The 24,570-nt window shown below is 34.7% G+C and carries 25 protein-coding genes; 9 read left to right on the forward strand and 16 right to left on the reverse strand.

Annotated features, from left to right (window positions below):
- Positions 1–6: 6 nt before the first annotated feature.
- From ACFSTE_RS00920 to ACFSTE_RS00950, 7 genes are all read right to left on the reverse strand, one after another.
- Positions 7–1,029, reverse strand: a complete 1,023-nt coding sequence (locus ACFSTE_RS00920; RefSeq protein WP_378257977.1) for an NAD-dependent epimerase — start codon at positions 1,027–1,029, stop codon at positions 7–9.
- A gap of 52 nt (positions 1,030–1,081) precedes the next feature.
- A complete protein-coding gene (locus tag ACFSTE_RS00925; RefSeq protein WP_378257979.1) occupies positions 1,082–1,675 on the reverse strand; it encodes a fused DSP-PTPase phosphatase/NAD kinase-like protein in 594 nt (197 codons plus the stop codon).
- Between the two features lie 214 nt (positions 1,676–1,889).
- Positions 1,890–2,438, reverse strand: coding sequence for a GNAT family N-acetyltransferase (locus tag ACFSTE_RS00930; protein WP_176028011.1), 549 nt, complete (start codon positions 2,436–2,438; stop codon positions 1,890–1,892).
- A 15-nt stretch (positions 2,439–2,453) separates the two neighbouring features.
- Positions 2,454–3,260, reverse strand: coding sequence for an adenylate/guanylate cyclase domain-containing protein (locus tag ACFSTE_RS00935; protein WP_378257981.1), 807 nt, complete (start codon positions 3,258–3,260; stop codon positions 2,454–2,456).
- 72 nt (positions 3,261–3,332) lie between these two features.
- Positions 3,333–3,545 carry a hypothetical protein gene (locus tag ACFSTE_RS00940; RefSeq protein WP_378257983.1) on the reverse strand — a complete coding sequence of 71 codons (213 nt, stop codon included), beginning with the start codon at positions 3,543–3,545 and terminating at the stop codon, positions 3,333–3,335.
- 58 nt (positions 3,546–3,603) lie between these two features.
- Entirely contained in the window at positions 3,604–5,034 is a 1,431-nt protein-coding gene (gene sthA, locus ACFSTE_RS00945; RefSeq protein WP_378257985.1) for a Si-specific NAD(P)(+) transhydrogenase, read from the reverse strand.
- Between the two features lie 200 nt (positions 5,035–5,234).
- On the reverse strand, positions 5,235–7,199 hold the full coding sequence (locus ACFSTE_RS00950; protein ID WP_378257987.1) for a DUF7933 domain-containing protein: 1,965 nt from the start codon (positions 7,197–7,199) through the stop codon (positions 5,235–5,237).
- A gap of 160 nt (positions 7,200–7,359) precedes the next feature.
- Here ACFSTE_RS00950 and ACFSTE_RS00955 point away from each other — a divergent pair, with 160 nt between their 5' ends.
- The 3 genes from ACFSTE_RS00955 (at position 7,360) to bioA (ending at position 10,638) form a co-directional block, all read left to right on the forward strand.
- Complete coding sequence (locus ACFSTE_RS00955) at positions 7,360–8,526, forward strand: aminotransferase class I/II-fold pyridoxal phosphate-dependent enzyme (RefSeq protein ID WP_378257989.1); 1,167 nt, start codon at positions 7,360–7,362, stop codon at positions 8,524–8,526.
- A gap of 211 nt (positions 8,527–8,737) precedes the next feature.
- The gene (gene bioD, locus ACFSTE_RS00960) at positions 8,738–9,361 is read left to right on the forward strand and encodes a dethiobiotin synthase (RefSeq protein ID WP_378257990.1); all 624 of its coding nucleotides are present in this window, start codon (positions 8,738–8,740) and stop codon (positions 9,359–9,361) included.
- An 8-nt stretch (positions 9,362–9,369) separates the two neighbouring features.
- Positions 9,370–10,638 (forward strand): adenosylmethionine--8-amino-7-oxononanoate transaminase, encoded by a 1,269-nt coding sequence (gene bioA, locus ACFSTE_RS00965; protein WP_378257992.1) that lies wholly within the window; start codon positions 9,370–9,372, stop codon positions 10,636–10,638.
- 50 nt (positions 10,639–10,688) lie between these two features.
- On the opposite strand, the gene ACFSTE_RS00970 is transcribed toward bioA, so the two are convergent.
- Entirely contained in the window at positions 10,689–11,132 is a 444-nt protein-coding gene (locus ACFSTE_RS00970) for a cytochrome c oxidase assembly factor Coa1 family protein (RefSeq protein WP_378257994.1), read from the reverse strand.
- 194 nt (positions 11,133–11,326) lie between these two features.
- Here ACFSTE_RS00970 and ACFSTE_RS00975 point away from each other — a divergent pair, with 194 nt between their 5' ends.
- The 4 genes from ACFSTE_RS00975 (at position 11,327) to ACFSTE_RS00990 (ending at position 15,850) form a co-directional block, all read left to right on the forward strand.
- Positions 11,327–12,493 carry a beta-ketoacyl synthase N-terminal-like domain-containing protein gene (locus tag ACFSTE_RS00975; RefSeq protein ID WP_378257996.1) on the forward strand — a complete coding sequence of 389 codons (1,167 nt, stop codon included), beginning with the start codon at positions 11,327–11,329 and terminating at the stop codon, positions 12,491–12,493.
- A 92-nt stretch (positions 12,494–12,585) separates the two neighbouring features.
- Entirely contained in the window at positions 12,586–13,557 is a 972-nt protein-coding gene (locus ACFSTE_RS00980) for an alpha/beta fold hydrolase (RefSeq protein ID WP_378257998.1), read from the forward strand.
- A gap of 264 nt (positions 13,558–13,821) precedes the next feature.
- Positions 13,822–14,919, forward strand: coding sequence for a biotin synthase BioB (gene bioB / locus ACFSTE_RS00985; protein WP_176028001.1), 1,098 nt, complete (start codon positions 13,822–13,824; stop codon positions 14,917–14,919).
- Between the two features lie 55 nt (positions 14,920–14,974).
- A complete protein-coding gene (locus tag ACFSTE_RS00990) occupies positions 14,975–15,850 on the forward strand; it encodes a cupin-like domain-containing protein (RefSeq protein ID WP_176028000.1) in 876 nt (291 codons plus the stop codon).
- On the opposite strand, the gene ACFSTE_RS00995 is transcribed toward ACFSTE_RS00990, so the two are convergent.
- The 8 genes from ACFSTE_RS00995 to ACFSTE_RS01030 form a co-directional block, all read right to left on the reverse strand.
- On the reverse strand, positions 15,840–16,319 hold the full coding sequence (locus ACFSTE_RS00995; RefSeq protein ID WP_176027999.1) for a regulatory protein RecX: 480 nt from the start codon (positions 16,317–16,319) through the stop codon (positions 15,840–15,842). The two genes, ACFSTE_RS00990 and ACFSTE_RS00995, sit on opposite strands and share 11 nt — an antisense overlap.
- Before the next feature lie 105 nt (positions 16,320–16,424).
- On the reverse strand, positions 16,425–17,168 hold the full coding sequence (locus ACFSTE_RS01000) for a GLPGLI family protein (RefSeq protein WP_176027998.1): 744 nt from the start codon (positions 17,166–17,168) through the stop codon (positions 16,425–16,427).
- A gap of 12 nt (positions 17,169–17,180) precedes the next feature.
- Positions 17,181–19,790 (reverse strand): carboxypeptidase-like regulatory domain-containing protein, encoded by a 2,610-nt coding sequence (locus ACFSTE_RS01005; RefSeq protein WP_378258001.1) that lies wholly within the window; start codon positions 19,788–19,790, stop codon positions 17,181–17,183.
- Entirely contained in the window at positions 19,768–20,703 is a 936-nt protein-coding gene (locus ACFSTE_RS01010) for an HTTM domain-containing protein (RefSeq protein ID WP_176027996.1), read from the reverse strand. Before ACFSTE_RS01010 ends, ACFSTE_RS01005 begins: the two co-directional genes overlap by 23 nt.
- A gap of 32 nt (positions 20,704–20,735) precedes the next feature.
- Positions 20,736–21,365 carry a hypothetical protein gene (locus ACFSTE_RS01015; protein ID WP_176027995.1) on the reverse strand — a complete coding sequence of 210 codons (630 nt, stop codon included), beginning with the start codon at positions 21,363–21,365 and terminating at the stop codon, positions 20,736–20,738.
- A gap of 98 nt (positions 21,366–21,463) precedes the next feature.
- A complete protein-coding gene (locus tag ACFSTE_RS01020; protein WP_378258004.1) occupies positions 21,464–21,709 on the reverse strand; it encodes a hypothetical protein in 246 nt (81 codons plus the stop codon).
- A 19-nt stretch (positions 21,710–21,728) separates the two neighbouring features.
- Complete coding sequence (locus tag ACFSTE_RS01025; RefSeq protein ID WP_378258006.1) at positions 21,729–21,977, reverse strand: hypothetical protein; 249 nt, start codon at positions 21,975–21,977, stop codon at positions 21,729–21,731.
- Positions 21,978–21,979: 2 nt separating this feature from the next.
- Complete coding sequence (locus ACFSTE_RS01030) at positions 21,980–22,222, reverse strand: hypothetical protein (RefSeq protein WP_378258008.1); 243 nt, start codon at positions 22,220–22,222, stop codon at positions 21,980–21,982.
- A 322-nt stretch (positions 22,223–22,544) separates the two neighbouring features.
- Between ACFSTE_RS01030 and ACFSTE_RS01035 the strand changes: the two genes are divergently transcribed.
- A complete protein-coding gene (locus tag ACFSTE_RS01035) occupies positions 22,545–24,227 on the forward strand; it encodes a helix-turn-helix domain-containing protein (RefSeq protein WP_378258010.1) in 1,683 nt (560 codons plus the stop codon).
- 128 nt (positions 24,228–24,355) lie between these two features.
- Positions 24,356–24,544, forward strand: coding sequence for a hypothetical protein (locus ACFSTE_RS01040; RefSeq protein WP_378258011.1), 189 nt, complete (start codon positions 24,356–24,358; stop codon positions 24,542–24,544).
- Positions 24,545–24,570 lie beyond the last annotated feature (26 nt).

Below are 24,570 nucleotides of genomic sequence, written 5' to 3' on the forward strand. Positions count from 1 at the left end.
TTTTATCTATACAACTATTCTTTCTTTATAGGAAATATACCATGTTACAAACTTCTTAATCCCCTCATCGAGGTTAGTTTGAGGAGTGTACTGAATATGTTGTTTTAGAGAAGAGATGTCTGCAAAGGTTTTAGGAACATCTCCTGCCTGCATAGGCATAAAATTCTTTTTGGCTTTTGTTCCTGTATGATATTCTATAGATGCAATAAAATCCATCAATTTGATAGGGGTACTGTTTCCGATATTATGGATAGCGTATGGAGGTTGTTCTCTGGAAGGAGGAGTATTGTTAATTCTAATAACCCCTTCGACAATATCATCTATATAGGTAAAATCTCTTTCCATATTACCATGGTTAAAGACTTTAATAGGGGTGTTTTTCAAAATAGAAGAGATAAATAAAGAAGGTGCCATATCAGGTCGTCCCCATGGGCCATAAACCGTAAAAAAACGGAGTCCTGTAGTTGGAATATTGTATAAATGGCTATACGTATATGCCATTAGTTCATTACTTTTTTTGGTTGCTGCATAGAGACTAATGGGGTGATCTACATTGTCTGTTACAGAAAAAGGTGTCTGAGAGTTGTTACCGTATACAGAAGAACTGGATGCGTAGGTTAAGTGTTTGATAGAGAAGCGACGGCAAGCTTCTAAGATATTGAGAAACCCTTCTACATTACTTTTTATATATATATCTGGATTTTCTAGACTATATCGTACTCCAGCCTGCGCAGCGAGATGAATAACAGTGTCAAAATCTTCTAACCGGAATAACTCCATTAAGATTTTTTTATCTGTTAAATCCATTTTTATGAAACGACAATTACTATGTGTTTTAGATGCAACGTATTGCCTGTTTTCAATTTGAGTTTTGTCAATTCCCAATTGTGCTAAACGATCATATTTTAATTGTGGATCGTAGTAATCATTAATGTTGTCAAACCCTAAAACCTGATGACCAAGAGTAAGTAGCTTTTTTACGGTGTGATACCCGATAAAACCTGCTGCACCTGTAACTAATATTTTCATAATGCTGTTTTGCTTTGAGGCAATGGAATTGCTTGATTAAGGCTATTTTTGTTTAATTATTGGCAAGTATTTTTTCTTTTTGCTGCTCTCTGGAAGCGTATTTTTTTAACCACTCCCCTTTAGGAGTTCCATGATCAAAAGGACTTAATAAAACAGGGAATCGGGTTTTTTGACGAGCTTGTTCATTCGTGAAGTTTTCATATTCAATTCTGTACAAAGCACTGTATAAGATAGCTCTCCCAGTTCCATGGTGACAGTGGATTAATACCGGATAGGCTTCTTCTTTATCTAAAATGCGATAAAAATCTTTGAGGTTTTTATCATTCGGAATCTGTTCAGAAGGAATATTGATATAGGTTACTTGATCAAGTTTTTCTATGGTAGTTTTTTCTGAGTGTAAAGAAGAATCTGTACTAGGATTTAAAGGGTCGCTCACTGAGCCGATTCGTAAATCAATAACAGTTTTTATCCGATGTTTTTTGATGTATTGAGTTATTTTATCAGGGGGCATAGCAGCAGATCTGTATACTCTGTCTTTAGCAATTTCTGTAAAACGATACTCGACATGTACGTGATAAGTATAATAGCATGTAAAGAGAATAGCAATAGCTAGTAAAGAAAAAATGATTTTTTTAAAAACATTCATGATCAAACGATTAGTGGTTGTTTTTTAAAAATATTAAATCGTATCTCTCAAAAAATGCAATTGAAAAAAGCTAATTATTAGATAAAGATTATGCAACAAACCACTCCTTTTTTATGAGAGTTAATAACATATGCATAAAGATTTGTGTGTTTTTTGATAAACAGGGATATACTTTACCTAGGAGGGGAGTTTGCTAAAAAGGTGAAATTATAGATTATTTCCAATCCCATGTGATTAACTCCCAATTTTTACCCCCAGAGGAATATGTAGAGAGCGTAGAAAAACCAACAGAATGATGAGCTGCTAAAGAGCGGATATTATTAGTGGCTACTTCGGTAATGAGCAACTCATAATGATCTTTTAGGAAAGATCGCATGGTATGGTATAAGTTTTTGAAAACTCCTTGTTTTCTATATGCCTTGTCGATACAGATTTGCCCCATAATAATATAGGAAGTTTGTTGTGAGATATATTTTTCTAACTCTGTAAACATAGGGGCTAATACAGGGATTTTTTCCCGAAAATCTATTGTCATACTCAGGGCATATCCGATAACAGTATCGTTATGCTTTGCAATAATATGAGGCTCGGAAAGATGCATCTTTTTTAAAGTCTCAAAATCATGAATAACGGTGACATATCCTTCTTTCTGTTTCTCTTTCGTAGAAATAGCAGTTGCTAAATTTTTCTTTTGAAGTTGTAATATTTGATAGAGTTCTTCTTCTGTCGTGGTACGGGAATAAGTATATAACGGAGTACTCATAATAATGGGATATAGTTACTTTGTAAAAGTACTAATTTGATAGAGATGCATGTTATCACTTTTCCCTTTTAGCTTTGTAGGAGGGAGTTTTATAGCAGTAACATCATTTTTTATGTATTGAAGTGTTTGTTCTCCGATTAACACTTCATTTTCTTTTGCCTGCCCGCAGATACGAGAGGCGACATTTACCATATCTCCAATGGCAGTGTATTGATAGTGCCATTCGGCACCGATATTACCAATTGTAGCAATTCCCGTATTAATTCCTATGCCGAAATAAAGAGAAGGAACCCCCTCGGATGTAGCGTCAGTATTCATTGCTTTTTCCTTAATTCTCAATCCTGCTTTAACAGCTCTTTCTGCATGATTTTTTTGCTCATTGGGAGCATTAAAAACTGCCATGATTGCATCTCCCATATAGTTTACGATGACTCCTCCATGCAAGGATATCGCTTTCGTAGCAATATCTAAATAAATATCCAGCATATGTACAGTTTTTTGTGGATGCAATTTTTCACAGGTACTAGTAAAATTTCTGAGATCTGCAAATAGAACTGTAACTTCTCGTTCTATGCCTCCTAACTTCGGAACGGTTTTGTTTTCTAATAAATTCTTTCCTACTTCAAAAGGAATGTAGTGCTGGACGATAAATCGTAATCGTTCATTTGTAGCCTTTAAATCTTGACGCAATAAGATTAATTCATTGCGTTGTTGTTTCAGTGTTTGCTGGATGGTAGATTTAGGAGTAACGTCAGAGATCAGTACAAGAATAAAGTTTGTTTCTTGCTGTGTGTTATCTCTGTGAAAAGGAAGAATCGTCAAGTTTACATAGTGAAGTTCATTCGCAGGGGTTGTTTTATTGATGTTATCCAGGCTTATTTCCGGGCTTTTCCCTTAAAAAAGCTGAGATAAATACTCTTCGTATCCGTAGAGCTCTGGTATAAAGTCTAATAAGGACTCGGGAAACTGTAAGGTTTCCTCTTTGAAAAAAGCAAAAGTATTCTGATCTCCTCCAGACTCTGTGATCATAAGATTCTTATCAACGACAAGATATCCTGTTTTTTGCTTATTCAGAATCAGCTGAAAAAGAGGGGGAACTGTAAACATATTGTTAGGGGCTTATTAGAGAGGCAAAAGATACTCGATTTTTTACAAAGAGAAAAACTCACGGGATAAATTGCTCTCCTGCTTTTTTAATCTTTTTTCCAGCCAGATTTCCTAGACCATCATAGCTGGCATACTTATATAAATTGTGTAAAGTAGGATAATTAAAAACAGTACCTATGATATGAGATAATGTGTGTTTTTCTCTGATAATTGCCATGCCATAATGAATTAATTCGGTAGCATGATGCCCAATGATGTGGACACCAATAACAATTTTGGTTTTTGATTCGAAAATAAGTTTTAAAAAACCATTATCTGGATATCCCATGATCATTCCTCTGGAGATATCTCTATAATAGCTATATCCTACATTGTAATCAATACCATTTTCTTTTGCTTTCTCTTCTGTTAATCCAATTAAAGAGACCTCTGGAATGGTGTAAATACCGTATGGAAATATATCAGCTAGAGATTCCAGGTCAGCAGTTTTAAACATATGAGTTACTGCAATTCGACCTTGTTCCATACTAGTACTAGCTAGGGCTGGGAATCCAATAGTATCTCCCACAGCATATATATTGGGGATATTAGATTGGAACATCTCATTGACAATGATTGTTTCTCTGTCTCCTGTTTTAATACCAGCATTTTCGCACTGGAGTAATTTGATATTTCCACTTCTTCCTGCGGCAAAAAGAAAAGAGTCTACCTGAAGGATTTCCCCAGATTCTAACGTCAGGTTTAGGTTTTGATCAGGATCATCAGGAATATGATAATCGACAATAGAATTATTAAACAAGATGGAAATATTTCTTTTTTTCATTTGAGTAACCAGTGCTTTGGATATTTCTTTGTCTAAAAAAGTTAATATTTCATCTTTATTATTTACGATGTATGTTTTAATCCCCATGGCGGCAAAAATAGTAGCATATTCACAGCCGATAACTCCTGCACCTAACACGCAAATTGATTTAGGAAACTTTTTTATGTTTAGAATCGAATCTGAGTCATGAATACGTTCATTGTCGAAAGGAATATTTTTTGGATGATAAGGGTAAGATCCTGTAGCGATCAGGATGTATTTTCCATAAATGGTTTCCGATGTTTCACCACTGATTTTGACATGATTTTTATCGATAAAACTAGCAGTTCCCTGAAACACTGTAACACCGTGTTTTTCTAGATTATACTTGATAATTTTATCCATTGTGTTTACGACAATGTTCTTCCTGTACATAAAATCCTGAATCCCGGTTTCCCTTCCCAGATCTTTATCAATTCCAAATACGCCTTTTTGATAGATACCAGATAAGTATAACGCCGTTTCCTTAAGAGTTTTGGAAGGAAGAGTTCCCGTTTGTACTCCTGCACCACCAAACGCTTGTTCTTTTTCTATTAGCGCTACAGTATTTCCAAAATAGGCTGCTTTTACTGCAGCTTTCTCTCCTGCCGGACCAGATCCGATAACAATTAGGTCGTATGATTTCATAGATATGAGATTTTAAGATTAAGTATAACCTCATGATATATGAAGTATACGTGTTTTAGTTTAGAGAGGGGATCTAATAATTCCTGTAGAGGATGTCTACTCTTTCAATTTACAAATTTTATAGCATAATTTTTGGGAGGAACTTAAAAATGAGCAAAAATGAAAGTCTAAGATTAAGATTTTTAGAGGGAAAAACACTTTTAGTCTGGTTTGATTCTATGTGTAATTCTTCGGTTAGTGATGATAGTTTTTACGATGACATTTAGTGACCCGGTAGTATCTCCTGCAAGAGGAATGTTCTGGTCGTTGTTTATATCTGCTGCTGACAAGGTATTGTCATGAGTGCCGAGTTCGGTACCTCTCACATCAAAAGAGAAAGTACAGGTGTTTCCAGCGGCTAAATTCATTCCGCTAATAGAAAAACTATCAGAACCAGGAATAGCTGTAATTGTTCCTGTACAGGAAGAGGTTCCGTTTGGAGTTGCTGCTATTACCATTCCTGTAGGAAGGTTGTCTTCTAAAGATAAATTTGTAAGGTCTACTCCTGTAGCTGGGTTTTCAAGGATGATCGTTACGGTAGAGGTTTCATTGTATCCTACAGTAACAGGAGAAAATGTTTTACTGGCTACAGTAGGAAATGCAACTTCAGTAGATACGGCAAAAACTCCACCCCAGATTCCTTCGCTGGCACTTCCTAAGTCCACGTTTAATGTTGTAGCATTATTAGGAACGAACCCGGTAGCATCAAACATATCGATATCAATTCCCCAGTTGAAAGCCTGGTTTGGGTTTTTAGTGGTTACATTGACTCCAAATTTAGAAATGGTGCTATTTAATGTGTTATTGGTGGGATTTAGACCATTAGATAATGGAGTTCCATTGATTCCAATAAAGTCTCCTGTTTGATTCGCTTCTCCATCCATCCCAAAATAACCAGCATCGGTATCAAAGGTCCCTGTTGATGGGGTTAATAATCCGGTAACCGTAAACATATCATTAGCCCCAAATCCAAAAAAATCAAAACCATCCCAAACACTTACACTACGGGTAATATCTGCGGGATCTTCATAAATGATAACCATCGTCCATCCTCCAAAAGGACCTGTAAAAGCACTTCCTGTTATCAAAGCAATATCAGCAACTGTATATGTTCCTGAACCGGCATTTTGAACAATAGGGGTGATATCGGCGACAGACATAAAAACATTCCATCCATTGAATGATGAATTTATACTGGTGATCCCAGCATTAATTGTTGTATAAGTTGCCGCTCCAGGCTCTTGTATTTGTACTTGTTGTATGTTAAGGGAAGGATCTGGGTTGGTAATTCCTCCAAATGTAGAATTATGAGATCCCCCCCAATATAGTCCTGCCCATGATACTGTAGAACCTGCAGGTAAAGCAAGGTCTGCACTACTGGAGTTTGTTCGTGTTGCATCTATATTTGCATACCCCATTTGAACAGCTGGATTATTGGTTTGAGGGGTTGCAGGACAATTGGCAACACATACTAGATTTGTATTTCCAATCATATCAAAATTCCCCCTTACATTTAGAGAAAAACGTTCTTCATAGGGTCTGGAAGGCCCTATTTCTACATCGACAATTGTAATAACTCCCTGATCAGTAATAGTAACAGCAGGGTCACTTACATTTAACAGATTTATAAAAAAGGATTCATTGCCTTCTACAATAATATCATCCAGTAATGCGATTGTTATAGTATCGGTATCTCCGGATATCCCGGAAAAATTCAAAGTTCCTGAAGTTGTGGTATAGTCTGCTCCGGCAATTGCAGAATTATCAGCAGTGGTATAATCTACGGAAAAACTACCGGAAGTATCTAATCCTGTATGTGTGACTGTCAGTGTTACCGTGTTGTGATATTCATCAATAGAAATATCCTGAACGGTTAATGAAGTATTAAAGGTTGTAGTGGTGGTTACGGCATTAGCAAAAGCGAGATTTGCATTTTCCTGAATTATATCCCCAAAAATAACATCAGAAATAAAGCGAGTAACAATATCTAGATCAAAAGTATCAGAAAGTACTTGAATATTGTTGTTATAATTGGTAGCGTTAAAATAATGTTGTGCTTTTACAGATGTAGTTCCAATATAAATAAAAGCAAACCATATGATTTTAAAGATGCTTTTTGTTATCATAATAGCAATAAGTGAGGTTCTTACTTTTTTGAGAATCAGTTAAAAAGATACAAAAAAAAGATAAGTTATAAGTTTAATTGCTTGATTTATAAAAGCTTCATATTAATATTTGGATAAATAAAGAAGCATCTGTATACTTACATCATAATATCACATAGCTATGAGCGTATTGCCAAAAAAGTTGTTTAAGAAATTACAGAGCAGGGAAGTGAATAATGCACTTAGAACCTTGCCAGAAGTTTCTGTAGCTATAGATTTTGCTTCCAATGATTATTTAGGTTTTTCAACTTCCCAGACGATTTTTGAGGCAGTACATAATCGCCTAAAGTCAGCATTGGACCAACCAGTAAATGGAGCTACCGGATCTCGACTTTTGACCGGGAATCATATGTATTATAAAAAGACAGAATCTTATATAGCTTCTTTTCATAAGGCAGACGCTGCTTTATTATTTAATTCTGGTTATGATGCAAACGTGGGAGTCTTTTCATCAATTCCTCAGCGAGGAGATATTGTTTTTTTTGATGAATTCATTCATGCTTCCATTAGAGACGGAATACAAATGAGTAAAGCTTCTTCGTATAAATACGTGCATAATGATCTGGAAGATCTGGAACGAAGAATAAAACGAAAAATAGCAGAGGTAAATACAGAAAACACCGATGTGTATATAGTGACAGAGTCTGTTTTTTCTATGGATGGAGATAGTCCGGATCTGGAAAGATTGGTACAATTATCACAATTGTATAAATGTCATTTGATTGTAGATGAAGCCCATGCATTAGGGGTGTTTGGAGTTAATGGAGCAGGGCTTATACAGGAATTGGGGTTGGAGAACCAGGTGTTTGCTAGAATTGTTACCTTTGGGAAAGGGTTAGGGTGCCACGGAGCTGTTGTTTTAGGAACCGGAGCCCTGAAAAAGTATTTGGTTAATTTTGCCCGGAGTTTTATTTATACCACAGGGCTTTCTCCTCATGCGGTAGTAACCATTCATGAAACATACCATCAATTAGAGAAAACAAAACAAATAAATCACCTACAATCAAATATCACTTTTTTTAATCAGACAATTGAAGAGTTGGGATTAAAGAATATATTTATCAAAAGTAATTCAGCGATTCATTGTTGTGTAATTCCTGGGAATACGAGGGTAAAAAATATAGCGAAGAGTATCCGGGATGAAGGCTTTGATGTTCGGGCGATATTGTCTCCTACCGTAAAATCCGGGGCAGAAAGATTGCGCATATGCTTACATGCATATAATACTCAAAACGACATAAAAAAAATATTGGATATTGTTAAAAAACAGTATGTTTACAGTTCGTAAATAGAATTATTTATAGAAAAGACTGCAATTCCTTCTAAAAGCGTACTCCAAATAATAAACTACTTCCTACTTTTGTAGCCTTATTCTGTAACATTGACTGATCATAGGCAGTTTATATTGCTGAGAAGGAGTGTTTAGAAGAAATTTAGATTATTAATAAACCAATAAAAATACAGTTCATAGAAGAAGATTACAAAGAAGATACACACAAATGAGTCAAAATATATTTATAACAGGAATAGGAACTGATGTCGGAAAAACAATTGCTTCAGCCATTGTAGTTGAAGCATTAAAAGCGGATTATTTTAAACCGGTTCAAGCAGGAGATCTTCATTATTCAGACACGGATAAGGTTAAAGAGCTAATATCGAACACAACATCAAATTTCTATGAAAATGCATATGCACTAGAAACTCCGATGAGTCCTCATGCAGCAGCAGAAATAGATGGAGTAAAGATTGATATAGAGAATATTAAAATTCCTGAGCATGATGAGCGGGCAGTGGTAATAGAAGGAGCAGGAGGGATCTTGGTTCCCTTAAATGATGAGGATACTATACTGGATATTATTCCACTAGGAGCAAGAGTCATTGTGGTTTCCAGGCATTATTTGGGTAGTATCAATCATACATTGATGACACTTTGGATGCTAAAAGAACAAGGATTTAATGTAGCGTTGATTTATAGTGGGAAAGAACACAAAACTACAGAAGGAATTATTCAGAAAATGACAGAAACCCCTATAATTGGAAGGATAGATGAGGAAACCTCCTTCACCCCGGAAGTAATTAAGAAATATGCAGATCAGTTCCGAGAGAATTTAGAAAAATTATAATTGATTTTATGAGCCTGAGAGATAGAGATAAAAAGCACCTATGGCATCCTTTAACCCAGCATAAAATTCATCCAGATGCGTTGCCAATTCAAAAAGCAGAAGGGGTCTGGTTATATGATGATCAGGATAAAAAATATATTGATGGAATAGCCTCGTGGTATACGGCAATGTATGGACATTGTCACCCATATATATTAGAGAAAGTACAGGGACAAATGCAGCAATTGGATCAGATTGTGTTTGCTGGATTTACGCACAAACCCGCAGTGGAACTTTCTGAAAAATTGATGGAGATATTACCTGTAAATCAAGAAAAGATTTTTTTCTCTGATAATGGATCTACAGCGAATGAGGTAGGAATTAAGATGGCATTGCAATATTTTTTTAATCAGGGAAAGAAAAAAAATACGATTATTGCTTTTGAAGACGGCTTTCATGGAGATACTTTTGGAGCTATGTCTGCTTCAGGTTTATCCGTATATAATGGACCGTTTGAAGATTTTTTTATAAAAGTAGTTCGGATTCCTACTCCTAATGCATCCAATATAGAAGAAGTAAAGAAACAGTTAACAAATATTTTGTCAGAACATGAGGTCGCAGTATTTATATATGAACCTCTGGTACAAGGAGCAAATGCCATGCATATGTTTGAGGCAAAGTATCTGGAATCAGTGCTTCAGATTTGTAAAGAAAATGATGTATTGTTATTAGCAGATGAAGTAATGACCGGTTTTGGAAAAACAGGAACTAATTTTGCTTCTGATCAGATGGATTGTAAACCTGATATTATTTCATTATCCAAATCTTTGACAGCAGGGTTTGTTCCAATGGCAGTGACTAGTTGTACACAAGAGGTATATGATGCTTTTTTGGATGACTCTGTCGGGAAAGCGTTTTTTCATGCCCATACATATTCTGCAAATCCAATTGCCTGTTCTGTCGCAGTGGCAGGAATTGAGCTTTTAGCATCAGTAGAGATACAAGAAAATATACAAAAGATCATTCAGTCTCATCAAGACTTTGATACCAAAATAAGAAACCATTCAAAGGTAAAATCAACACGACAATTAGGAGTTATTTATGCATTGGATCTGAATATAGAAATGGATCGGTATGGAGAAAAACGATATCAGATTTTTGACCACTTTATGCAAAACGGAGTTGTATTAAGACCTCTGGGAAATACCGTTTATATTCTTCCTCCATTTGTTATTACAGAAGAAGAATTAGAGATAGTTTATGATACAATCTATCAGTTATTAGAGAAGATACTTTGATACTTTTTTTTAATAATACAAAAGCGATAAATAATTATTTGTCGCTTTTGTTATTGCTGCAAAGAATCGGGTCGCTCATATCCCAATAAATCGATTTGCTCGTCTGTTTCTTGGATAATGACGTAAATTTCTTCATAAGACCATTCTCCATCAGTTTTGGTTCCTTCTACGTATAAGGTAGCAGTTCCCTTAGGACCTTTTATAGGAACAGATATATCAGCTTTTCCCGTATTATTTTCAATAGAAATACTTCCCTGCATAATTCCATTGGTTTCGATAGGTTCCCCCAATAAATCAATCAGATAAGTGTCTTGTTTTGCTTTAGCGATCCCTTCCTTATATGGATCTGAGCCGGTCATTAGAGAGCTAACCCCGAAGAAGAGAGATCCCAGAAAGACAAAAAATAAGACAACGATTGTAAGACATCCTCCAAGAGGAACTGCCCACCCCCAGTTTCGACTAAACCAACTTTTTTTCTCTTCCTGATATTCCATATATTTTCGTTTAATTCACTAAGTGATATACTGATGCCCCAAGGTGTATTTCAAGACCGTTTTGCTATCAGATAAGTAGTAAAAATAAAAATTACGTTACAGACTGCCTTTAGATAAAGAGTCTATTTATAAAATTATTACTTCAGTATTGAAGAAGAATAAACAATCCAGTACATTTGCTCAAAAATTAAGTATTGTTACAGCCTATTTCTATAACAGGTATCTCATCCGTTTCCCCATTAGGAGTATCGTCTGAAGATATATGGAATCACTATAACGAGGATTCTCATCAGATCACAGAGGAAAAGCTTGGTGAACAACTAAGTTTGGTTTCCCGTCTGGATAAAAATACAAAAGATGTAATTAAACAATTACGGAATAGTAGTCACCATTATAAGGAGCTTGATGACTCTGTTTTGTTTGGTATATATGCCGCAAGGCAAGCGATTAGAGATGCAGGATGGGAAGGGGATTACGATTTTGGGATAAATATAGGATCTTCGCGAGGAGCAACACAACTTTTCGAAAAGTACTATCAGGAGTTTCTATCTACAGGACAGTCTTCAACACTTAGCTCGCCAACAACTACCCTAGGAAATATATCTTCGTGGGTGGCACATGATCTACAAAGCACAGGACCGGAGATTAGTCATTCTATAACGTGTTCTACAGCATTACATGCGGTTCTAAATGGAGTGGCCTGGTTGCAATCGGGGATGGCAAATCGTTTTTTGGTAGGAGGTAGTGAAGCACCTTTGACTCCATTTACTATTGCGCAGATGAAAGCTTTAAAGATTTATGCGTCTGATGTAGGAGCGTCATATCCTTGTCAAGCATTAAATTTGGAAAAACAAAGAAATTCTATGTTTTTGGGAGAAGGAGCAGGAGTGGTATGCTTAGAGAAAGGAATACATCCGAATGCAAAGGCGCTAATAAAAGGGATAGGATATGCTACAGAGGTTTTAAAACATAATATCTCTATCTCAGCAGAAGCAGATTGTTTTCAGAAATCGATGAAAATGGCAATTGGAACAATCCCATATGATACTATTGATGCCATTGTAATGCATGCACCTGGAACGGTAAAGGGTGATATAGCAGAGTATAATGCGATAAAGATACTTTTTGGGGATCAGATGCCAGCACTTACAACTAACAAGTGGAAAATAGGACATACCTTTGGAGCAAGTGGTTTGCTAAGTCTTGAGTTTGCAATTCTGATGCAACAACATCAGACATTTATTCCGGTTCCATTTGTAAAAAACACAGGTAAGCCAAAGCAATTACGAAGAATTATTGTCAATGCTGTTGGATTTGGAGGAAATGCAGTTTCTATTCTCTTAGAACAGCCAAACGGTTAGATAGTGTACTTAATATGGTAGATGGTACAATTGTATTTTATATGTTACTGTAAGAAACATATATTACAAGTAAAAATTTAATATACGATAGTATGATGATGAGACGAAACTTTCTTCTGATAGGTAGTGTGTTTTTCTTTATGTTTTTAGGATATGCTCAAGAAACAATTCACGATGAATACACTTCCCAATTTATTGAGATTAATGGATATAAAATAAATGTAGAAACTAAAGGGAAAGGAAACCCCGTTGTTTTTATCGCCGGAGGTCCCGGAGATTCTCATGATTACTTACAAGGAAATTTTGGGAAATACTACAAAGATGCGCAAATGGTCTTTTTTGATGGTTTGGGAAGGGGGTTATCGGATAATGCAAAAAATACATCAGAATATAGTATTGACGGGGATGTAGAGATTCTGGAAGGAATTCGAAAAGCCCTGAAGTTAAAAACATGGTCCTTGGTAGGGCATTCTTATGGAACTGTAGTCGCACAAGCATATGTATTGAAGTATCCGGAAGCAATTAATAGGGTTGTTTTGATCAATGGATTTCACAGTGGATTAATGTGGCAAGCGAATTGTGATAGCTATAACCAATATGCTAAAACACATTTCCCTGAGCAATGGAAGAAAGTAGATTCTTTAAGAAGTCTGGGGTATGTATCTAGTGATCCCGTTTTCTCTAAAGCATATGGTAGTTTTCCTGTAAAATATGTGTATTACCACAATACTAAATTAAAACAACCAATGCCTGAAAAGGTTCAAAGATCTTGGAATTCAGAGGTGTACTACTCTATTGTGGGAAGAGACGCGGATTTTCATGTAACAGGGAGTATGGGAGAAATTGATTTTAGGAAAAAATTAAAATCAGTAAAAGCTCCGACTTTAGTAATTGCAGGACGGTATGATGGCGTTTCTACACCAGAATACGCTATACAGTATAAGCATTTTATGCCACAAGCACAGTTCGAAATGTTTGAAGAAAGTGGTCATAATCCATATTTAGAGGAACCGGAAAAATTCTTCCCTTTGTTAGAATCATTTCTTGGGTTAGCCAAAAAATAAAGGGATTGGTCTTTCGGATTTTCTTTGTATCAGTAAAGAACTTCAACTCTATAACTTTATAATTTAGCAAAGAAAAGGGTGTTCAGTAGAGCAACAGACAACAGGCTATTGTTATCCATTTCATTAATTTGTAATTGCCGAATTAATTAATAGTAGAAGGGAAGCAGAAAGATAACTCGAGAGTAAGATCGACTTCTTTTTTGAATTTATTGTGATAGTGCAGTTGATTTTCTTACTTTTGGAACCTATTATTACTGTTAATTTATGAGTAAAATAAGACACGATTGGACATCTCAGGAAATACTGGATATCTATAATAAACCATTAATGGATTTGCTGTTTGAAGCAGCAACAATTCATCGTCAATACCACGATCCCAATACTGTACAAGTATCGACATTATTGTCGATAAAAACGGGGGGATGCCCCGAAGACTGTGGATATTGTCCGCAGGCAGCGCGATATCATACGGATATAGAAGGGAACGATTTAATGAGTGTTTCTCAGGTAAAAGCACAAGCTTTGAGAGCAAAATCATCCGGAAGTTCCAGAGTTTGTATGGGAGCGGCATGGCGTAATGTAAAAGACGGTCCTGAGTTCGAAAATGTCTTAGAGATGGTTCGGACTATCAATAAACTTGATATGGAAGTTTGTTGTACATTGGGAATGTTGACAGAGAACCAGGCACAACGTCTTGCAGAAGCAGGATTGTATGCGTACAACCATAATCTGGATACTTCCGAAGAATATTATAAAGAAGTGATCTCAACCAGAGGGTATGAAGATCGTCTTAAAACCATCGACAACGTAAGAAAAACAAATGTTACCGTTTGTAGTGGTGGGATTATCGGAATGGGAGAGAAACCAGAAGACCGCGCAGGAATGCTGGTAGCATTGAGTAGATTAAACCCTCAGCCAGAGTCAGTACCGATTAATTCTCTTGTCGCTGTAGAAGGAACTCCAATGGAAGAACAAAAACCAGTGGAGATTTGGGATATGATTAGAATGGTTGCCACAACCAGAATCGTAATGCCGGAGACTCAAGTGCGATTATCTGCAGGAAGAACAGAAATGAGCAGAGAAGGACAGGCGATGTGCTTTTTCGCAGGAGCAAATTCAATTTTTGCAGGAGATAAATTATTGACAACTCCGAATCCAGATGTAAATGAGGACATGAAAATGTTTAAACTGTTAGGACTAAACCCTCAGAAGCCATTCCTTAAAATTACACAACCAAAAACGGTAGAAGCTGAGGACTCAGAATATGTACCATTGTCAGAAAAACCAAAATGGTCTAGACCTAAGCATAAAATAGAAAGAAACGAAGAGGCTAGAAAAAGAGCCAGAAAGCAGAAAATATAAGTTTCTTATCTGGATTGGTGTAATTATTGCACTGTTTTATTCGGTAATTGGGAATATGGGAGTTTTAGATTTAAAACAGATACCAAGGGTAAAAACGATTTCTAAGGAAGTATTTATAAAAGAATATGTCATTCCTCAGAAGCCTGTTGTCATAGAACGGCTAACTGAGGATTGGCCTGCTTATACAAAATGGAGTCTGGAGTATATGCAGGAAATTGCAGGAGATAAGGAGGTGCCTTTATTTGATGATCGCCCTATTAATTCTGAGTTTAAATTTAATGAGCCTCATGCGAGTATGAAGATGAGTGATTATATCTCATTATTAAAATCTCAACCTACTCGATATCGCATTTTCTTATATAATCTGCTTAAGGAAGTGCCATCATTACAAAAAGATTTTACATTTCCGGATATAGGATTACGATTGCTAAAAAAATTACCATTTTTATTTTTTGGAGGAGAGCAATCTACCGTTTTTATGCATTATGATATTGATTATGCAAATATTCTGCATTTCCATTTTCATGGTGAAAAACAATGTATCTTATTTCCTCCAGAGGAGACCAAGTATTTGTATAAAATTCCTCATGCACTTATCTCTCATCAGGAGATTGATTTTTTTAATCCAGATTTTGATAAATGGCCAGCATTACAAAAAGCCAAAGGATGTGTTACCAATCTTTCTCATGGAGAAACCCTATATATGCCCGAGGGATATTGGCATCAAATGACTTATACAACACCTGGGTTCTCTATGAGTATTCGAGCGACCCCCAGAGGAGTTGTTAATTTTACTAAGGCAGCCTATAATGTTTTTTTAATGCGTCATTTTGATAATTTAATGCGCCGATTAAGAGGTCAGAAATGGATTGATTATAAGAATAGTAAAGCGATTACTAAAACACATAAGGTGAATAATATCAAGGGATAAGGGTCGTGGTTTTTTCATAAACTAAATGAGATTCCCATCCTCTGTACAGTAAATAATCTGCCAGTTTTTTCCTTTTTTTGAATTTATCTGTTTCTTTTATGGTATCTAGCTTTTTGATAGCTAATTCATTAAGAGTTTTTAGGTATTCTGAATTTTCAATATCAGATAAAGCTGTAGTGATATTGCGAGTAGAAATATGTCGTATTTTTAATTCCTGAGTGATGCGATTTTTCCCCCATTTTTTAATCGAAAATTTTCCGCGGGCAAAACTTTTGGCAAAACGTTCTTCATTGAGATAATTATGCGCCAGCAAATGCAGAATTATTTTTTCTTTTGCCTCGGGAATAAGGGAGTAAGTAGCTATTTTTTTTTCCACTTCCTGATGACAACGCTCCTGATATGCACAATAATGTTCTAACTTTTTTATTGCTTCAGCAACGGTAACTACTTGTTGAGGTCTTTTATACATTGGGGGGTAAAGATACAATGATTAAGACGAATAAAAAGCAACAAAAGATAAAAAGCACCAGGGATGTGGTACCAAAAAAGAGGTGTAATCCCTGGTGTTATTTGGTTAGATATGGCTTCTCATGCTTTTTACTAGCTGCGCTTTTTTGATTAAGAATATGATTTCTTTCGTTTCATTTTCTCCTTTGTCATTTTCGAATTTATCCAATACACTTTTATAAGTATCTTCAAAATTCGGATCCTTAATATATTCTATTTTTTCTGCACTAATTGTTCTAAAGAAATCTTCGGCCCATAAAACCATTCCAGGTAATCCAAAATAGTTGGAAGGTCCACTAATAACCGGAATTTCTTTTGTAAACCATACGGTAATTAAAAATTCTTCTTTTTTAGAGGTTGCTTTAATACACTCAAACCCCATAATATTTTTTGTCTCATTGGTGATATTCCATTTTATATCTCCGATATTTCCGGTGGTATAAAATACACGTTGGAAAATCTCTTCTTTTTTTATGTACTCCATAGGGTTTTTTCGTGCTGTATAGTGTAGCTTGTCCTCAGGGTCTAACCAGTATTCTTCCCTTCCCTTAGGCTTGTCTACTACAAGAGTGTCAAATGTGTAAATAGACTTATTGCTTTTAAGGTCTAAAGTTAGATTGTAGTAGTACTTATATCCGTAAGATAATGCCCTGTCTAGGTTCTTTTCCTCTTCAGGTCTGGAGTCATCAGTATCCACTCTATATTGGCTAAAAGGAACACTTTTATAAGTAACTTTCATCATTTGGGGTTCTTTGTTCTGAGCTAACAACTGAATGGAAAGTAAAAGAAAAAATAATTGTACAGTTTTCATTGTTCGTGTTTTTTAAAATTTGTGCGTTATACCAAATAAGAAGTATCCAGACAAGCTGGTGTTGATTACCTCCTGTCTAAGGGCTCCATTTGTTTCGGTTTGGATAGAATTAATGTTGTTTGGCGTGATCTTCAATAAATTTAATATAGATTTTGATTTTATAAAAAGAGAGGTTTTTTTGGTAAGGTTATATCTGGAATTAAAATCAATATCTGTTCTGTGAAAAGAATCAGTAGAAGTGTCGTAATAATCCCAAAAGAAAATTAACTCATATTCTAGTTTTTTGGTTTCTGATGAAATAAGAAGGTTATTTGTTATTATTTTTTGTTCAAAAGAAAGCTCATCATCAAAAAAAGATGAATTTTTAGACGCGGATGAGGTGATACTAATATCATCTAGGAAAAAATTTTGCGGTTCCAGGCTAATATTAGCACTTATTATAGCAGTATTATCTTTATATGTAACATTAGTATCTTGTATAATGGTAGGGGCATCAGAAAAAGAGTACTTAGTTCTAAGATCAAAGCTGATTTTATGATAGTTTTCAGAGAAGTAAAAACCTTTACCTGCACCTAAAGACAAACTCGTATGGTTCCTTCTTTTTAGTAATGTATTGTTATAAAAAATAATAGTATTCTCGTCTATACGATCAAAAATTGGTTGAATAAAATTATCGTCTATGGTGTGAGATACAGAAGAAGATAAAAATTTGGACTTAGCAATATTACTATACGAATACTGTAGCTGCATAACTCGATTTCTGTTTAGTAATAAGTTGAAATTTTCAGCAGAAGTTACTCTTGTATTGAAGGAGGTAGCAATCGTATCCAGAGAAAGGCTTAACTCATTTAGAAAAGAATTATCTGTATAGGAAGCGCTGATATTTTTGTTCGGAGATATTTTATATAAAAGAGAAGTGGTTATAGGTACGTACTCTCTTTGTATATCAGTGTTTTTTATTTTTTTTATGGTAGGAGAAACCTGTAGTGAATATTCTAATCTTTTTCCTTGCCCTCGTAAGATAGAAGTTATGCTGTAGTTATTGGTTCTTCTTTCTGTGTAAAAAGGATTTGTGTTTAAAGAAGAGTTGTTTTTTTCAGAAGTATTTAGATATAGAAAACCCACTCCTCCTGTCAATAGCTTAGAATATTTATAATCCAAGCCAATTTCTGCGGTTGTAAATCGATTATCATCTTTGATATATTGCGATAGTCGACGGATAGTACTAGATGATTGTTGGGAGTTTATAATAGAATAATCACTTTCAGAAAGCTCATTTAAAGAAGAAAAATTGGAATAAAGAAGAAACCGATCATTAAATAGGCTTCGTATTTTTACCTCATTGCTTGTTATAAAAGCATCGGCATCCTTTTTATTTCTCTCATCAATAAGATCCTGATTAGGAATATAAACGGTTGTTGTAATTCCTCTTCGATCTGTTTTGTTAGTGTTCCCCCCATTTAATTCATAACGAATAGATGTGTTTTTAAGTAATTTAGCATTGATATAAAAATTGGCAAAGGAAAGATTACCAATAGCACTATTTTCTAAGGTTTCTTCTCGAATAGTATTATTAATATCTTTAGTGTTTATCAATTCGTTTTTTAGCTGATCGATATAATTAAAATAAATGACCCCTCCAGTCTTGTAGTGAGTAGCCTCTTTTCTGATGGTTAAACTTGTATTGTTTGTAATATCTTTTTTTAATCGTTCCTGATTATTTAAGAAGGAGGATACATTTTGTCTAAAAAACTGAGAAGTGTATTTTTTGAAAGAAGAAGAAATATTTTTGAATTTAAAATCTTTTTCAAAAATGTTATTTGTGTTTTGGGTTAAAAAAGCATTGAAGTTGTCAGAAAAAAACATTGCTCTTCCTTTTGCCAAGAAACTGTTCTTATAACCATAGCCTGCTTCTGCGGTAAATTTTAATACTCCTCTGAACTCTTTTTTTGTGTCTATGTTAATGACAGGTTCTGTAAAATTAGAAAAATCAACATCAAAGCGATCTTTGTAGTTGTTAATCACTTGCAGGTTGTCAATTATTCCGTAATCTATATTATCCAGAGCAATACTGTTTTGGTTGACAAAAACTTCTTTTTTATTGATCAGGACTTTTGTGATGGGAACCCCATTAAAAGCAATATATCCATCGTCATTAATGTCAAAACCATCAGATTTGTTTAATACATCACGTAGGCTGGCGTTTTTAGATAAGCGAAGACTGTCCGTTTTAATACGAACAGTGTCTTTGTATTTTTTGACAACAATAGCGACAGTCTCAAGATTGACTAAATCTTTTTCTAAAACAAAATCTTGAGACATTACATTTTTAGATGTAGCGGAAAAATTAATTTCTTTTCGGACAGTTTTATATCCCAGATATGAAACTTCTAATGCGACTATTGCTCTGTTTTCTACGGATAATGTATACACTCCCTGATCGTCACTAATTCCATAGGAAAGAATAGCGTTTTCAGTATCTGCGGAATAGACAATAAGATTTACTCCGGATAAAGCTGTTCCAGACGGATCAGATACAGTTCCCTCAATGGTGTATTCCTGAGCATAAGTAGATAAAAAGAAGCTGAATATTATGTAACTAAGCGCTAGCCTTAACTTCATATAGAGATTTTTTTTCACTAGGTTTAAAACTGTAATACGATGTTATGTTCCAAATAATCATAATGGCAGCAAAAGAATACAGATGCATAAACGCACCTATGGATACATGCATTAATACAACTGCAATAAGGGTTATTTGCCTGGTTTTTTTGTAGTAGATAAGAAAAGGGTGTAATAGTTCTAGTAATACCACAGCAATTCCTGATATGGCTAGTACAATAGGAGGGATATAAAAAGAACTATTAAAAAAACTGGCTGTTGCTCTCCATATAGCATCTCCATCCCACCAGTTGGGATCAACACATTTAGCAATACCAGAGAAAAAGTATACAAGTGTAAGGTGGATTTGTATAATTCTTTTATAGGGTAAAGAATTCATGGAGTTTTGAGGTTTAAAGAGATAGTAATCTAGTGAAAAAAATCGACCTACAGGAAAAACGACGCAATAGAATAAAGACATAGTCATGAAGTGATCGTATCCATAATTAAATATAGGGAAGGATCTAAAAATAATTAACTGAAGTAATAAAGCTATAATTGCTGTAAAACGGGTTCCCAGACCAACAGCTAGTAAGATAAGTGCTGCAATATAAAAAAGAACAACATTGTCATAAAAAAAGTCGAGTAATGCGTAGTGTCTTAAAAAACCATAAAATTGGTCAAGTAGCGGAAAATATTCAGAAGTAAGATAACCGAGCTCTTGAGGAATAAGTGTTTTGTCTTTAGAAAAGAAGAAAGAGAGGTCGGAGGAGATTGAGAGAATGTCTATAATAGCTAACACAGGGATAGTACATCTGAAAAATGCTAAAAATAAGGCAGAATCCTTTGTGTTTTTAGAAGAGAAAATAAAACGATCTAATTGTAAGCGAGCTGAGGAGATCCCTTTTTTTATGAAAGTGAGAATTTGCTTCATAGCATTTGTTTTTATGAGTGTGTGATAGGTGGTTATTTTAATTGAGACAGATCGTATTCGATTTGCTTGTATATGAATGCGCTCGTTTTTTGATCATACTGCTCTTCTTTCCATATTTCTTTTGGATGGAGAGCTAATAACTTTACATTGTAATAGGCAGCATTTCTGGTGTTTTTCGCCGCGGTAAGCCCTACGTATTTAAAAATTTTATCTACATATTTATCATCGAATTTAGCTTGGGCTTCTAAGGCTTTGGAAGGCTTTTTTTTAAGTTCTTTTTTTCGATGTCTGTTTTCAGAAATTAGATTAAAAATCCCGGAAGATAATACCTGAAATCGAGACAAACTGTTTTTTTTATGAAGCCCGAAGGTGGTTACTTCTTTTATCTTGTTACAATCTTTATCCAATACCTCTACCACAAAAAATTTTTCTGTAGCCACATTGATTCCATAAAACCCGTATCCGGTATTTGTACCACTTAGGATTCGGTAATTTTTTATAATCGGATTGTTTAGTATATAATCTAATGTCCCGTTTACAACAGGGTTTTCTATTTTGGTTTTGTGATGAAATTCGAGGTATGAATTAAGAAATAAAAAAGTAGAAGAAAGTATGATGATAAAAAAATGTATCAGCAAGAATGTTTTTAAAACCTTTTTCATAATGATGGATGTGTGATTGGTAGAATAACGTTCTTAGTTTCAGAAGAGAGGTAGCAACCCTCATAATGAATATTGCCACCTTTCTGTAGTTAATCAGATTAATAGTTGTTCAAAACCTCAGAAGAACTCTGGATTTCTTTTGTCCAGGTTTTTCTTCTAGATACAAACTTATCTGGGAATGTTTTCTCATCTTGTACGAACTCAGCAGCTGCGATAGCTCTTTCAGAAACGTCTTCGTTTAAGTTGTCGATAGAAATAGTCTCAGAAGTATTCCCTATAGTAGAGAAAGAGAATAAAGAAAGAGTAACTACGAATACACCTAATGTTAAAATGATTTTTTTCATGATTTTTAATGCTATAAGATTAATAATTGTTTAATATTTGCTCCCCTTCGGCTGCAATTTCTCTGATCCATTTTTTGCGGTATGCGCTAAATTTATCAGAGTGCACTTTATACGATTCTGTAAAACTGATTACACCAGCAGCCTCAGCTTCTTGTGCAGTATTGATCTTTACTAATTCTACAGAAGCGGTATTGTTCTCAATCGTCTTAAAAGAGAACAATGTCAATGTAGCTAAACAAGCTGTTGCTGCGATAACTGTCTTTCTCATGATTAATAGTTGTTTAAGATTCGCTCATTAGAAGAATCAGTGATGTTTGTCCATGTCTTTCTAGAACGAACAAATTTGTCAGGAAAAGTATGATTAGACTCAGTGAAGTATCTTGTTCCTTCTTCTTCAACAGAAACAACACCTTCTTCGATAGATAATGCGTTATTTTCTTCTGTCAAAGAAGTAAAAGAACACAGTGAAAATACACCAGCCATTAAAAGCCCAGAAAAAACTACTTTTTTCATAATTTGTGATTTTATTTTGATTTAGATGCCTACTCTTTTTAGGATTTTCGGCGACTTCCTTTTTTGTCACGTAACAATTTTGATCAATCTAAATATAGCAGTAGGAACAAGGTGATTGCAAGGGGAGTTAGTCTGTATTTAAGAATTAAGAGTGTTCGATTTATGAATAACGATCCATATTTGAAGAGGGTGTATGATAATAAATACGGTATTTGACTCTACATTCGACGGTTATATTTTTTTTGTCCTAAAATTATACCCTATCTTGATCCGTGAAAATCAATAAAACTGTAATTCACACATTATAATTTTCTAAAGGGGTATGAGAACAACAACTGTAATTATTCTTTTGTTGAGTATTGGTATTATGAGCAAAGGGCATCTGCAAGAAAAGGCAGATATGGATACATCATCATTGATAGATAAAAGTTATATTGATTTAGGAGCCGGCTTCAGTCGGGCAACATCTTTAGCTATCAAAGAACAATATGTAGCAGCTTTTATTGAGAAAGCGAGAAAAGAAAAAGATACCTTGTATATCCTTGGAGGTTTTCAATTGTATACATTGGCATATAAAGGAGAGAAAGCAATCCAGTATGCAGATAGTATTATACACTACACAAAAGAAAAACCAGATTCTCAATATCCTGCGGTGGCTTATTTGGTAAAAGGAATAGAATACGATAAGCAAGGGAACTTTAAAAAAGCCCTGGACAATTTTATTATGGGAAATACCTATGCTAGCCGTTTCTTCAATGTAGAGGTAGCCTATAAATGTAATTATAAAATTGGGGTGTTAAAAGATCGTTTGGGGGAATATGAAGAAGCAATATCTATCCATAAACACAATGCAGTATTTGCAGAAAAACACAAGAAAAAGATAGGGAAGCAATCAATGATACTTTCCACCTTTGGACTTGCTTTTTCATATAAAAACCTAAAGAAATTAGATTCGGCATATTACTATAATGACTTAGGATTGCAAAGTGCCCGAGAAATAAAGAACGAAGAGTTAGTACAGCATTTTTTGCTGAATGAAGGGATTATTAATTATTGGGATCGGCAATATACAGTGGCTCGAGAGAAAATATCTGAGACTCTGAAGTATTTCGAAAAAGAAAACAAACAAAGTGATATAGGGGAAGCCTATTACTATCTGGGAAAAATTCAAGATCAAATAGGGAATAAGGAGCAGGCGATTGTATACTATAAAAAAGTAGATACGATATTTCAGAAAACCAAAGACTTAATTCCGGAAAGTAGAGAAGCGTATAACTATCTAACATCATATTATAGAGATCAGGGAGATCAAGAACAGCAATTAGTATACCTGGAGAAATTGATTGCATTAGACAAAGCATTGAATAGTAATCAAATTTATTTGAGTAAGAAGATTATTGAAAAGTTTGATATCCCTAAAATGATAGCAGAAAAAGAGGAGTTGATTACAAAGTTGGAGAGCGATAAGATAAATCTTAATTATATAGTTGGCGCTTTATTTCTATTGTTTGTTTTAATACTTGGTTATTTTTATCAACGACAACGGATGCTTAAGAAAAAATTTAATCAGATCCTCAAAGAGGATACAAAACAAGTTGAGGTTATCGTGCCACCATCTGATAAGGTAACTTTAGAAGTGCCACAGGAAATTGCAGAACATATTTTGAAATGCCTTGAAGAATTCGAGCAAAAAAAAGGATTCCTGGATAAAAACATTACACTGTCTTCTCTTTCCAAATTATTCAAAACGAATTCTAGTTATCTGTCCAAAACAATTAATTTTTACAGAGATAAAAATTTTCCGACATATCTCAATGATCTTAGAATAGAGTATGCTTTGGAAAAATTAAAAGAAGATCCTTCTTTTAGAAAATATACAATTAAAGCAATTGCAGGTGAAGTAGGATTTAAAAGTGCAGAAACTTTTTCTAAATTTTTCTTGAAAAAGAACGGAATGTATCCGTCTTATTTTATAAAACAACTGAGCAAAATGGAATCTTCATGATTTTTAAAATATTGACTTTATGTGATTTATGAGTCTTTATTTATGAATCAAGAGAAGTGCAAGGGGTGAAAACAGCTGTTTTTTCCTCAATAGATAATACTTTTACAATATCACTAAGACACGCAAACATGAAAAAAAATCAAAAAGAAAAACTAACATTAGAAAAATTTAAAGTATCAAAAATAGAATCGTCTTACGTTAGAGGGGGAGGTAGAAATGGCGTAGGTGACGGGGGAGGAGATACGGTTGATCCTGATAAACCTAGATGCATTGCTACATCTGCTATCGTGGTACAACAAGAAAACCACGTAAGGTAAAGCTAGTTAGTGGTCCCCTTTTTTAC

This window comes from Aquimarina hainanensis (assembly GCF_042684685.1).
In the GTDB taxonomy this organism is placed as follows: domain Bacteria; phylum Bacteroidota; class Bacteroidia; order Flavobacteriales; family Flavobacteriaceae; genus Aquimarina; species Aquimarina hainanensis.

Coding starts and splice junctions, on each gene's coding strand:
- ACFSTE_RS00920 (WP_378257977.1), bottom strand. CDS start 1,029: ATGAAAATATTAGTTACAGGTGCAGCAGGTTTTATCGGGTATCACACC.
- ACFSTE_RS00925 (WP_378257979.1), bottom strand. CDS start 1,675: ATGAATGTTTTTAAAAAAATCATTTTTTCTTTACTAGCTATTGCTATT.
- ACFSTE_RS00930 (WP_176028011.1), bottom strand. CDS start 2,438: ATGAGTACTCCGTTATATACTTATTCCCGTACCACGACAGAAGAAGAA.
- ACFSTE_RS00940 (WP_378257983.1), bottom strand. CDS start 3,545: ATGTTTACAGTTCCCCCTCTTTTTCAGCTGATTCTGAATAAGCAAAAA.
- sthA (WP_378257985.1), bottom strand. CDS start 5,034: ATGAAATCATACGACCTAATTGTTATCGGATCTGGTCCGGCAGGAGAG.
- ACFSTE_RS00950 (WP_378257987.1), bottom strand. CDS start 7,199: ATGATAACAAAAAGCATCTTTAAAATCATATGGTTTGCTTTTATTTAT.
- ACFSTE_RS00955 (WP_378257989.1), top strand. CDS start 7,360: ATGAGCGTATTGCCAAAAAAGTTGTTTAAGAAATTACAGAGCAGGGAA.
- bioD (WP_378257990.1), top strand. CDS start 8,738: ATGAGTCAAAATATATTTATAACAGGAATAGGAACTGATGTCGGAAAA.
- bioA (WP_378257992.1), top strand. CDS start 9,370: ATGAGCCTGAGAGATAGAGATAAAAAGCACCTATGGCATCCTTTAACC.
- ACFSTE_RS00970 (WP_378257994.1), bottom strand. CDS start 11,132: ATGGAATATCAGGAAGAGAAAAAAAGTTGGTTTAGTCGAAACTGGGGG.
- ACFSTE_RS00980 (WP_378257998.1), top strand. CDS start 12,586: ATGATGATGAGACGAAACTTTCTTCTGATAGGTAGTGTGTTTTTCTTT.
- bioB (WP_176028001.1), top strand. CDS start 13,822: ATGAGTAAAATAAGACACGATTGGACATCTCAGGAAATACTGGATATC.
- ACFSTE_RS00990 (WP_176028000.1), top strand. CDS start 14,975: ATGGGAGTTTTAGATTTAAAACAGATACCAAGGGTAAAAACGATTTCT.
- ACFSTE_RS00995 (WP_176027999.1), bottom strand. CDS start 16,319: ATGTATAAAAGACCTCAACAAGTAGTTACCGTTGCTGAAGCAATAAAA.
- ACFSTE_RS01000 (WP_176027998.1), bottom strand. CDS start 17,168: ATGAAAACTGTACAATTATTTTTTCTTTTACTTTCCATTCAGTTGTTA.
- ACFSTE_RS01005 (WP_378258001.1), bottom strand. CDS start 19,790: ATGAAGTTAAGGCTAGCGCTTAGTTACATAATATTCAGCTTCTTTTTA.
- ACFSTE_RS01010 (WP_176027996.1), bottom strand. CDS start 20,703: ATGAAGCAAATTCTCACTTTCATAAAAAAAGGGATCTCCTCAGCTCGC.
- ACFSTE_RS01015 (WP_176027995.1), bottom strand. CDS start 21,365: ATGAAAAAGGTTTTAAAAACATTCTTGCTGATACATTTTTTTATCATC.
- ACFSTE_RS01020 (WP_378258004.1), bottom strand. CDS start 21,709: ATGAAAAAAATCATTTTAACATTAGGTGTATTCGTAGTTACTCTTTCT.
- ACFSTE_RS01025 (WP_378258006.1), bottom strand. CDS start 21,977: ATGAGAAAGACAGTTATCGCAGCAACAGCTTGTTTAGCTACATTGACA.
- ACFSTE_RS01030 (WP_378258008.1), bottom strand. CDS start 22,222: ATGAAAAAAGTAGTTTTTTCTGGGCTTTTAATGGCTGGTGTATTTTCA.
- ACFSTE_RS01035 (WP_378258010.1), top strand. CDS start 22,545: ATGAGAACAACAACTGTAATTATTCTTTTGTTGAGTATTGGTATTATG.
- ACFSTE_RS01040 (WP_378258011.1), top strand. CDS start 24,356: ATGAAAAAAAATCAAAAAGAAAAACTAACATTAGAAAAATTTAAAGTA.